Genomic DNA, 10,839 nt, shown 5'->3' with positions numbered 1-10,839 from the left:
TTTTCAGGCCTTTAAGAGAAACATACTTGAATCCCATGCCCATAAGGTGCATAAGAGTTGGAAATTTTACTCTGCTGTCTTCGCAGAAAGCTGACTTTGATATTTTTTCTTCCATGCCTGCTTACTTATTATCGACAATTAAGTCCTTGATATTCACGGATAGATATTCTGCTATTTTATTCAGCAAGTCCAAGGAGGGCTGTTTGCGATTGCTACAATACGCATTGATTGTGCTGAAACTTTTACCTAAGTCCTTTGCCAATTGCGTCTGGGAAACTTCTTTTTCCACAAGCACGAGTTTTATTCTGTTCAGTCTCATCTTCCAAGCCTTTGATTAACAATTATCAAGTGCAAAGATAACAATTCAATTTCACTAAATCGCTTATTCTGTGCTATATTTGTGGTATTGTGCTGTCTTTTTATCTGTTTCGAAGTTGTGAGAAAGTAAAAAACACAGTGCAACAAGTATTTTTTCTCCAATTCCTACTGCTTTTCATAAAAGAATCATTATCTTTGCAACATAGAACAATGTGGTCTTTGAGGTATTGCAGAATAAAGAAAGGGAAAGAAACTCGCTCGTTTCCAACTCGTAACCCTTTTATCCTTTATTCTTCCTTATCCTATTGGTTATCTGGAAAATACATATTTCTTGATTTTTTTTCCGGGCATAGTCTGTGGCGATAAGCATCTTTGCCTTTTCCTCGCTCTCGCTGAGCGGCGCACGTCCCAAGAGTGTGGCATTACCCGTCTTGGCGAACTCCATCAGCTTGCCGATGAACTCCTCCTGCTCCGGCGTTGGCGGTATGTTGTGCAGTATCTCGTTTTTCTCGGGGCGATCGATACCGATGTCCTTTGCCGTGCGGAAATCGCAAATCTCCACATAGCCCGAAATACTCGCTCCATGCTCGCCAATTTTCCGCACGACATAGCCCAGCCGCTTTTGTGTTTCTTCTGAAACATATACGGCTTTGCGATGGCTAATATGAAGTGGTTGGAGGTATTTGCCCTGAAAGTCGGCTAAACGCTTTCTGACCTTGGATTTTCCCACTCGCTGATGAGTTGCTTCCACAGAGGCTGATTTGTCCATTGAAGACAAATCCGTCTCTTGATATGATGTTTGGGAAATCTCCTCGTGGCTCTCACTCTCTTCTGTTTCCTCCACTTGAATGGGCTCGAACTTTTTCTTCTCTTCTTCATAATCATCGGGTTGGTCATAAAAAGGATGGTCTTCGGGCTTGCGGAGTTTAACGCCATAATTTCCCATATCCTTGATGGCTTGCTCTAAAATGGCTCTTCTCTTTTCATCTATGCTCGGCATGGCTTCTTGGGTGTTGGGTAATAGTGTCTTTCAAGCATGGCTTGAATGTCGCTTTGCTTATAGAGTACCTTGCCCCCGATTTTGCAGTATGCAATCGTGCCATTGTCCCGATTCTCCTGAAGTGTACGTGTGCTCAACCGTAATAGGCTGCAAACCTCCTCGCCTGTAAGGTAAACTTCTCCACCCAACATTGGGCGAGCAGTAGCACAATATCGCTCATTAATTTACCATCAATTTATTAAGTTCAATAAATCGTGCAAGGGTATTCCTGTCCACTTTGCAAATTTTTGATATTTTCCGTTTGGAGATTCCACTTTTCAACAATTCCGATATAAGCACTTCCTTACCGAATAATTTGTATTTTTCGGGTGAACTCCTCCGCCCTTTGGGGCGACCGAGCACGATTCCTTCTGCCTTTTTTCGTGCTAATGCCTCTTTCGTGCGTTGACTGATCAGATTGCGTTCAATTTCAGCAGACAGGCCAAAAGCAAAGGCAAGGACTTTGCTCTGAATGTCATCGCCCAGACGGTAGTTGTCCTTGATTGTCCAGACACGACACTCCTTGGTCATACATATATTGAGAATTTCCATTATCATAAATAAGTTACGCCCAAGTCGGGACAATTCGCTGCAAATGATAATATCATCTTTGCCCACTTTTTTTAGTAATTTACCTAGCTGACGTTTGCTATAATTTTTAGTTCCACTGATGGTTTCTTCGATCCAGTCGTCTATTGACAGCCGTTCTTTCTCACAAAAGTTTGTGATTTCGAAGCGTTGATTTTCTACTGTTTGTTTGTCGCTACTCACTCTAATGTAACCGTATATCATATTTGTATTGTTTATAAAAGTTAAGGTAATACATATATGAACGGGGAATCTTCTCCTGAAATTAAAAGATTATATTTTTTCCGAGATATTCACTAAATTATTTTTTGTATCTTTGTATTTTTTAAATAATCAAGGCATTCTGCCCTGATATATAAACAGAGGATGGGTTATCCCTGCAATTAAAGATATCGGAAATCCGATACTGTTATATAATTAAGGTGGAAGGAAAATTGAAAAGATGATGAGAAAAATATTGAATACCTGTTCAGCATTGTTTATGGTGGCGAATGTTGTTGTGGCGTTGTGGTTCTATTTCGGAACGAAAATCTCTTTCGTTCCCTTGCATTGGAATTCTATCGGCGAAATGGAGAGATATAGCCATACTTGGCTGGTGTTGCTTTTGTCAGGGATTTCCCTTTTCGTCTATGCGTTGATGGTCTATTGTCAAAGGAATGCAATTATCAATATGCCGTTCCGAATTGTGAATATTTCTGCAACCCGTTCATTAATTAAGAATCTGATAGCTTGGGTAACGTTTTTTATAACGCTTGCTTTCTTGTATGTCGTAGCCGCAGATTCCCAGATATTGCCATTATATAATATGATAATTTACATCCTCTTGATGATTATCTTAATTATTTGCGCTTATTATACAAAGAAAATTTACGAAGCAAGACGTTCATAACAGTTTTTCTCTATATTTATAGCTTGGTTCAGTCGGGTCTGCCTCTCTGCATTCTGCTTTGTCCTGAACTTGATAAAACCTCCAAATAGTCGGTTTTCCGCTTCAGAATGTCGTGTTTTGGGGAAAAATGAAACTTTTTATAAAAAAATATTTGGAAAAGTTTGGAGTGTACCGAAAAATGCCTTACCTTTGCACTCGCTTTTCCGATAACACAATAACTTTGTTTTAAACGATGAGCCGGGCGAAACTCGGAAAAGAGTTTGCGCCGATTAAGAAAGAGTTCTTTGAATAGATTTACATAATACAGAGTAGTAGTACAAGAAGCGTCCGCTTTTTTAGCGGACGGGTATAAGAAACGAACCTTATCAATTCCGGTGTGTGTGCCCTGTGGTCTTGTGGTTCTGTGTCCTTGCGAAATTTCATATTTCCCATCACACATTTCCCATTTCCCATTACACATCACACCGAACATATCGAACAGGTACTTTTGGACTTGATACTTTCATTATAGGATAGGCATTCTGGAACAGAGACAGCTCGGCGCATCCTTCCCGTTGTTTTCACTTCGGTAGGATTCCGCCGGTACACATATTTTTACAGTGGAGAGTTTGATCCTGGCTCAGGATGAACGCTAGCTACAGGCTTAACACATGCAAGTCGAGGGGAAACGGCGTTGGGTGCTTGCATCCTTCGGACGTCGACCGGCGCACGGGTGAGTAACGCGTATCCAACCTGCCCCGGCCTGCGGGATAACCCGTCGAAAGACGGACTAATACCGCATGGGGTTCCCTGAGGGCATCTGACGGGAACTAAAGATTGATCGGACCGGGATGGGGATGCGTCTGATTAGCTCGTTGGCGGGGTAACGGCCCACCAAGGCAACGATCAGTAGGGGTTCTGAGAGGAAGGTCCCCCACATAGGAACTGAGACACGGTCCTAACTCCTACGGGAGGCAGCAGTGAGGAATATTGGTCAATGGGCGGGAGCCTGAACCAGCCAAGTAGCGTGCAGGAAGACGGCCCTATGGGTTGTAAACTGCTTTTATGCGGGGATAAAGTGGGCCACGCGTGGCTTATTGCAGGTACCGCATGAATAAGGACCGGCTAATTCCGTGCCAGCAGCCGCGGTAATACGGAAGGTCCGGGCGTTATCCGGATTTATTGGGTTTAAAGGGAGTGTAGGCGGCCTGTCAAGCGTGTTGTGAAATGCGGATGCTCAACATCCGCACTGCAGCGCGAACTGGCTGGCTTGAGTGCACGCAACGTAGGCGGAATTCATGGTGTAGCGGTGAAATGCTTAGATATCATGAGGAACTCCGATCGCGAAGGCAGCTTACGGGAGTGCGACTGACGCTAAAGCTCGAAGGTGCGGGTATCGAACAGGATTAGATACCCTGGTAGTCCGCACGGTAAACGATGGATGCCCGCTGTCGGTGTTTTGCTCCGGCGGCCAAGCGAAAGCGTTAAGCATCCCACCTGGGGAGTACGCCGGCAACGGTGAAACTCAAAGGAATTGACGGGGGCCCGCACAAGCGGAGGAACATGTGGTTTAATTCGATGATACGCGAGGAACCTTACCCGGGCTTGAATTGCAGATGAAGGATCCAGAGATGGTGACGCCCCTCGGGGCATCTGTGAAGGTGCTGCATGGTTGTCGTCAGCTCGTGCCGTGAGGTGTCGGCTTAAGTGCCATAACGAGCGCAACCCCTCTCCCCAGTTGCCATCGGGTTATGCCGGGCACTCTGGGGACACTGCCGCCGCAAGGTGCGAGGAAGGTGGGGATGACGTCAAATCAGCACGGCCCTTACGTCCGGGGCTACACACGTGTTACAATGGCCGGTACAGAAAGTCGGTGGCGCGCGAGCTCCATCCAATCCTCAAAGCCGGTCCCAGTTCGGACTGGGGTCTGCAACCCGACCCCACGAAGCTGGATTCGCTAGTAATCGCGCATCAGCCATGGCGCGGTGAATACGTTCCCGGGCCTTGTACACACCGCCCGTCAAGCCATGAAAGCCGGGGGTGCCTGAAGTCCGTAACCGTCCAGGAGCGGCCTAGGGCAAAACTGGTGATTGGGGCTAAGTCGTAACAAGGTAGCCGTACCGGAAGGTGCGGCTGGAACACCTCCTTTCTGGAGAGGGTGCCTTTTCCGGGGAAGTTTTCCTGTTCGGAAGTTGCGTTTGGTATTCATTGGTGGGTTCATTTCCCTTCTTGTGCTGCGCCTCCTCTGTATTCCTGATACCGAATAGAGAAAAGCCCGGCTGACGGCCGCACGGTTTTTTCCAACTCAGTCCTATAGCTCAGTTGGTTAGAGCGCCACACTGATAATGTGGAGGTCGGCAGTTCAAGTCTGCCTGGGACTACTTCGGAATCCCCCGGGGGATTAGCTCAGCTGGCTAGAGCACCTGCTTTGCAAGCAGGGGGTCAACGGTTCGAATCCGTTATTCTCCACCCTGCCCGTCCTGCGCGGAAGCGCATCTGGGCATAAGATCTTTGACATATTGACACAAGCAAACTGTAAAGTAAAGACGAAGGCGCACTCTCCTTTGTGGAGTGTGTTCGCAAATGATTTCTAGATACAGCTGAAAGTATGAGCTACTCGCTCCTTTTTTGGAGCCGAGTCGAGCAGAAAGTATATAAGGGCGGATGGCGGATGCCTAGGCTCACGGAGGCGATGAAGGACGTGATAAGCTGCGACAAGCCCGGGGTAGGTGCAAATGACCTTTGATCCCGGGATTTCCGAATGGGACAACCCGGCATCCTGGAGGGATGCCATCCCGGCGGCTGCCGGGAGGCCAACGCAGGGAACTGAAACATCTTAGTACCTGCAGGAAAAGAAAATAATTCAATGATTCCCCCAGTAGTGGCGAGCGAACGGGGAGCAGCCCAAACCCGCGGCGTGGCGACGCGCTGCGGGGGTTGTAGGACCGCGGGGGCGCATCCCGGAGGCGAGAGGAAGATTCTGGAAAGAATCCCGGTACAAGGTGACAGGCCTGTACTCGAAGCCCGAGGGAGCGTAGCGGTATCCTGAGTAGCGCGGGACACGTGAAATCCTGTGTGAATCCGCCGGGACCATCCGGCAAGGCTAAATACTCCCGTGAGACCGATAGTGTACGAGTACCGTGAGGGAAAGGTGAAAAGCACCCCGGCGAGGGGAGTGAAACAGTTCCTGAAACCATCCGCCTACAAGCGGTCGGAGCACGCCCTGCGTGTGACGGCGTGCCTTTTGCATAATGAACCTACGAGTTACCATGTCTGGCGAGGTTGAGGGGCTCAGCCCCGTAGCCGCAGTGAAAGCGAGCCTGAAGAGGGCGTTTAGTCAGATGGGGTAGACGCGAAACCAAGTGATCTACACTTGCCCAGGTTGAAGTCCCGGTAACACGGGATGGAGGACCGAACGGATAAGCGTTGAAAAGCTTCCCGATGAGGTGAGTGTAGGAGTGAAAGGCCAATCAAACTTGGAGATAGCTCGTACTCCCCGAAAGGCATTTAGGTGCCGCGTGCGATGTTCTCCGTGAGAGGTAGAGCGACCGATAGGTCGAGAGGGCTTCACCGCCTATCGAGACCTGACGAACTCCGAATGCTCACGGACTGGAGTCGCGCAGTAAGGGGGCGGGTGCTAAGGTCCGTCCCCGAGAGGAGAAGAATCCTGACCGCCGTCTAAGGTCCCGAAATTCCGTGCTGAGTTAGTCTAACGAAGTCTGGTCCCGGTGACAGCTAGGATGTTGGCTTGGAAGCAGCCATTCATTCAAAGAGTGCGTAACAGCTCACTAGTCGAGGGTCCGGGCGTGGATAATAATCGGGTATAAGCCGGATACCGAAGACGCGGGATAGCATTGTATATAAAAAGTATCGGTAGGGGAGCATTCCATGTGCGCCGAATGGTGCGGGTGACCTATCCTGGAGCGCATGGAAAAGCAAATGTAGGTATAAGTAACGACAAGGGGGGTGAGATTCCCCCCCGCCGCAAGACCGAGGTTTCCCGGGCGATGCCAATCAGCCCGGGGTCAGTCGGGTCCTAAGTCTCAGCCGAACGGCGATGGCGATGGCAGACACGGTTAACATTCCGTGACTTGCGTGTTCAGCGACGTGGAGACGGAGCAGTGACACTCTCGCGCCCTGACGGAATAGGGCGTTGAAGGGCGTAGTCCGTGAGGGGTGCAGGCAAATCCGCATCCCGAGACGAACCCCGACAGTACGGAGCCTCCCCCGGGAGGGTCCGACAGCAGAGGTAACCATACTCCCGAGAAAATCCGCTAAGCTCATGTTCACGCAACCCGTACCGCAAACGGACACACGTGGTCGGGTAGAACATACTCAGGCGTTGAGAGATTCATGGTTAAGGAACTAGGCAAACTGACCCCGTAACTTCGGGATAAGGGGTCCTCCCTGTTAGCTCAGGGAGGCGCAGAGAATAGGTCCAGGCAACTGTTTAACAAAAACACAGGGCTGTGCAAACTCGAGAGATGACGTATACAGCCTGACACCTGCCCGGTGCCGGAAGGTTAAGAGGAGAGCTCAGGAGCGATCCGAAGGCTTGAATTGAAGCCCCGGTAAACGGCGGCCGTAACTATAACGGTCCTAAGGTAGCGAAATTCCTTGTCGGGTAAGTTCCGACCTGCACGAATGGTGTAATGATCTGGACGCTGTCTCAACCATGAGCTCAGTGAAATTGTAGTATCGGTGAAGATGCCGATTACCCGCGATGGGACGAAAAGACCCCGTGAACCTTTACTACAGCTTAGCACTGACCTCGGTCATCCGATGTGTAGGATAGGCCGGAGGCTTCGAAGCGGGTGCGCCAGCATCGGTGGAGCCATCCTTGAAATACGGCCCTTTGGCTGTCTGAGGTCTAACGCGCGATTTGTGCGGACACTGCTTGGCGGGTAGTTTGACTGGGGTGGTCGCCTCCAAAAGCGTAACGGAGGCTTCCAAAGGTGCCCTCGGCCGATTGGTAACCGGCCTTACAGAGTGCAATGGCATAAGGGCGCTTGACTGGGAGGCAGACATGCCGAGCAGGCAGGAAACTGGGGCATAGTGATCCGGTGCAAGTGTATGGAAACTGCATCGCTCAAAGGATAAAAGGTACTCCGGGATAACAGGCTGATCCCCCCAAGAGCTCATATCGACGGGGTGGTTTGGCACCTCGATGTCGCTCGTCACATCCTGGGGCTGGAGAAGGTCCCAAGGGTTGGGCTGTTCGCCCATTAAAGTGGCACGCGAGCTGGGTTCAGAAACGTCGTGAGACAGTTCGGTTCTATCTATCGTGGGCGTTGGAGTTTTGCGTGGTGCCGCCACTAGTACGAGAGGACCGTGGTGGACAGACCTCCGGTTTTGCCGGTTGTGCCGCCAGGTGCACCGCCGGGTATCTGAGTCTGGTATGGATAAGCGCTGAAAGCATCTAAGTGCGAAGCCTTCCGCAAGATTTAGAGCTCCTATTTGAGGGTCGTCATAGACGATGACGTTGATAGGGCGCAGGTGTAAAGACGGCGACGTCAAAGCCGAGCGCTACTAATTGCCCGAAGCTTTCGCTTGGTTGGTTTATGCTTTGAGCTGTATTCCGGTTCGGGTTTCCCCGTGTGGTCCGGAAGTGAGAGAGGATTCTTTGCGGCGTCTTTCTTTGTTTTTGGCTTGTGGCGATAGTCGCCCTTACGGTTCCTCCCCAGAGTGAGCGGGGATGGTGGTCCGATAAAACTTATCAGGTGGGTATTTGCGCCGGGGTTCCACCTCTTCCCATTCCGAACAGAGAAGTTAAGCCCGCTGCGCCGATGGTACTGCGATGCAATGTGGAGAGTAGGTGGCGCCTTCTTTTACGGAGAGTCCCCTGAAGATATGTTCGGGGGACTCTTTTTTTTGTATTGTGCCGTTCCTATTCCGCTGCCTCCTCCCGTATGCCGTTCCTGTTCCGTGGAGTGCTGCCGGATTGGGAAGCGGCATTGATGGAAGAAGCTCGGCGTGGTGGAAAGCACGGATGGAAATCCTGTGTTCGGCGAGTAGCTGATGTTGTTTTATGGAATTTTTCTTCTTGACTTATTCTGAAATTCAGATTTTCAGATGTTTTTTGTTATAAGAAGTATATTTTGCAGAAGAAGTATGTGGTACTACTAATTTTTTATTGTACTTTTGAAAATTTATGAATAAAAACTGTATATTCTGAATGGCTCAAATGTTCAAAAGAACGGTCATCGGCGTGGCTTCCAAATGTACTGTTGTCGGGATTGATGATAACTCTTTAAAGCCAATTTTAGAGGAGCTGCTTATAAGAGCTTCTTTTTGTTCGAACTTCAAAACTATATACAAAATCCTTACCTCTTTTATATTACCTCTTATTCTTCTTGTAGCCTAAGCACGAATTTCATCCAAATACTATGGGTGGGATTTATATTGTGTATCAGTAATTTTATGAAATATAAATTTTAAGATAAAAGAATGATTTATTAGGCAAGTGCATCGATGAATACGTTATGAACCTGCCCCTGAAGTACAATACCAAAATCGGTAGATATGGTGTGGGGCTAAGTCAGGGACAGAAGCAGCGCATACTCATTGCCAGAGCCGTCTACAAGAATCCGACCTATATCTTCCTCAATGAAGCCACAAATTCCCTCGATGCCAACAATGAGAGGAGAATAGTGCAGAACCTTGACGCATTTTACAAAGGAAAAACCGTCGTAATCGTGGCGCATAGGCTCAGTACTGTCAGGAATGCCAGACAAATAGTGGTGCTGGACAAAGGAAAGGTGGTAGAGACCGGCAATCACGAAGAGCTTACGAAAAAGCGTGGCACATACTACGCCCTTGTGAAGAATCAGTTGGAACTGGGAAACTAAAAGCAATATGGAAAAGAACGACAAGATTGAACTGAGAAGTGAAAAGGTAAGGAATATCATAGGAGAGATTCCCCCAACAGTAGTGAGATATGGCATCCTCTGCATCGCGCTGACGGTAATAGGGCTGCTTGCGGCAATCTCTACCCTGCCATGGCCCGAAACCGTCAATGCCAGTATCGTGGCATTGGACGAGAATCAGGCGATTCTGTCTGTCCCCTACCGGTATGTGAACGACATAAAGCCGGGGATGAAAGCAAGCGTGGCATTCGAGGGATACAATGCTGAAGACTTCGGATACAAAGAAGGGAGAGATTGTGAGCACCGACACGACGCCCAAGATGAGAAAGAATGGAAACATCTTTACAGCAACTATCGCCATCCGAGCAGAGAAGTACAGGATGAAGAAGGGGATGGCAGGCACGGCAAGCATACTCATATCCAACAGGACTGTGTTGGAAAGGATGATGCAGAGACTATTCTATTCCAAGTGATATGCTGAATATAACCAAGCAGCGCGTAACGAATTTGCGCCGCACACTCAATAAAAAACTATTCAACACCGAGGGAACAAATGGATTGGACAAGCGTATCAGAAGCATTTAGCCTGCTGTGTACTGAGTAAACAGTTATCCATAAACCTCTTATAACCAACGATATACAAACTTTTTATACTGCTGTATACTAAGTGTACTCATTTTCTTTGGCATTTTATTTATTATTCTTTACCTTTGTAGCAATCTTCTGTGTTTATCTACAATTATATAATTGCTCGATGAATGTAAAATAGCTGATATATTACCTAATGTATATCAAACATAGTAGATGAGAATAAAATAATAGATATCAAGGACAAAGAAGTAGCTAACCTTTTAATTTGTTATCTATATAGAGGGCAAGGTCTAACCTCTTTAAAGGCAAGAAGTCCCCAAACCGGTTAAGGACGTTATTGGCAGACTTTTTTTAACATTAATAAACAACAAAAACATGGAAAATTAAAAATTGAAGAATTAGAAAACATCTTTGGTGGTGAAAATAAAGAACTTTGCAAGGCTGTACAAGCACTTGCTGCTCTTTATCGTGAAGACGGTGCCTCTGAAAAAGACTGGAGCACTTGGGTTGCTTTATATGAAGAGTATTGTTAATAACACTATTCATATATTTCAAAATACGATTTAGGA

5 protein-coding genes, 2 tRNA genes, 3 rRNA genes and 2 pseudogenes are annotated in these 10,839 nt (G+C 47.9%); 8 read left to right on the top strand and 4 right to left on the bottom strand.

The genetic code is table 11. The features are described 5' to 3' along the window. Positions 1-121 precede the first annotated feature (121 nt). The 4 genes and pseudogenes from P150_RS0102985 to P150_RS0102970 all read right to left on the bottom strand — a co-directional run bounded on the left by P150_RS0102985 (position 122) and on the right by P150_RS0102970 (position 2,149). Positions 122-319 carry a helix-turn-helix transcriptional regulator gene (locus tag P150_RS0102985; RefSeq protein WP_028895929.1) on the bottom strand — a complete coding sequence of 66 codons (198 nt, stop codon included), beginning with the start codon at positions 317-319 and terminating at the stop codon, positions 122-124. Positions 320-598: 279 nt separating this feature from the next. Continuing rightward, complete coding sequence (locus P150_RS18175; RefSeq protein ID WP_369793301.1) at positions 599-1,264, bottom strand: DUF3408 domain-containing protein; 666 nt, start codon at positions 1,262-1,264, stop codon at positions 599-601. A 41-nt stretch (positions 1,265-1,305) separates the two neighbouring features. Further along, a pseudogene (locus P150_RS15770) lies at positions 1,306-1,536 on the bottom strand (helix-turn-helix domain-containing protein); the annotation flags it as partial. Between the two features lies 1 nt (position 1,537). After that, positions 1,538-2,149: a master DNA invertase Mpi family serine-type recombinase gene (locus P150_RS0102970; RefSeq protein ID WP_028895928.1), complete on the bottom strand. Its 612-nt coding sequence runs from the start codon at positions 2,147-2,149 to the stop codon at positions 1,538-1,540. A gap of 238 nt (positions 2,150-2,387) precedes the next feature. Between P150_RS0102970 and P150_RS0102965 the strand changes: the two genes are divergently transcribed. From P150_RS0102965 to P150_RS15765, 8 genes and pseudogenes are all read left to right on the top strand, one after another. Then, entirely contained in the window at positions 2,388-2,834 is a 447-nt protein-coding gene (locus P150_RS0102965; protein WP_155952879.1) for a hypothetical protein, read from the top strand. A 596-nt stretch (positions 2,835-3,430) separates the two neighbouring features. Then, positions 3,431-4,962: ribosomal RNA gene (locus tag P150_RS0102955) — 16S ribosomal RNA — on the top strand. Between the two features lie 158 nt (positions 4,963-5,120). Further along, positions 5,121-5,194, top strand: a tRNA-Ile gene (locus P150_RS0102950). A gap of 14 nt (positions 5,195-5,208) precedes the next feature. Next, positions 5,209-5,282 (top strand) — tRNA-Ala (locus P150_RS0102945). A gap of 173 nt (positions 5,283-5,455) precedes the next feature. After that, positions 5,456-8,366 (top strand): 23S ribosomal RNA (locus tag P150_RS0102940). A 163-nt stretch (positions 8,367-8,529) separates the two neighbouring features. Then, a 5S ribosomal RNA gene (gene rrf, locus P150_RS0102935) occupies positions 8,530-8,640 on the top strand. The 16S, 23S and 5S rRNA genes sit together here with 2 tRNA genes alongside, the layout of an rRNA operon. Positions 8,641-9,277: 637 nt before the next feature. Then, positions 9,278-9,661, top strand: a pseudogene (locus P150_RS0102925) (ATP-binding cassette domain-containing protein); the annotation flags it as partial. A 7-nt stretch (positions 9,662-9,668) separates the two neighbouring features. Next, entirely contained in the window at positions 9,669-10,160 is a 492-nt protein-coding gene (locus tag P150_RS15765) for a hypothetical protein (protein WP_051617496.1), read from the top strand. Positions 10,161-10,839: the final 679 nt, after the last annotated feature.

It is taken from the genome of Prevotella sp. HUN102 (assembly GCF_000688375.1).
Classification (GTDB): domain Bacteria; phylum Bacteroidota; class Bacteroidia; order Bacteroidales; family Bacteroidaceae; genus Prevotella.
The sequence above is the reverse complement of the archived record's forward strand: the minus strand, read 5'-3'. Positions and strand labels throughout refer to the sequence as shown.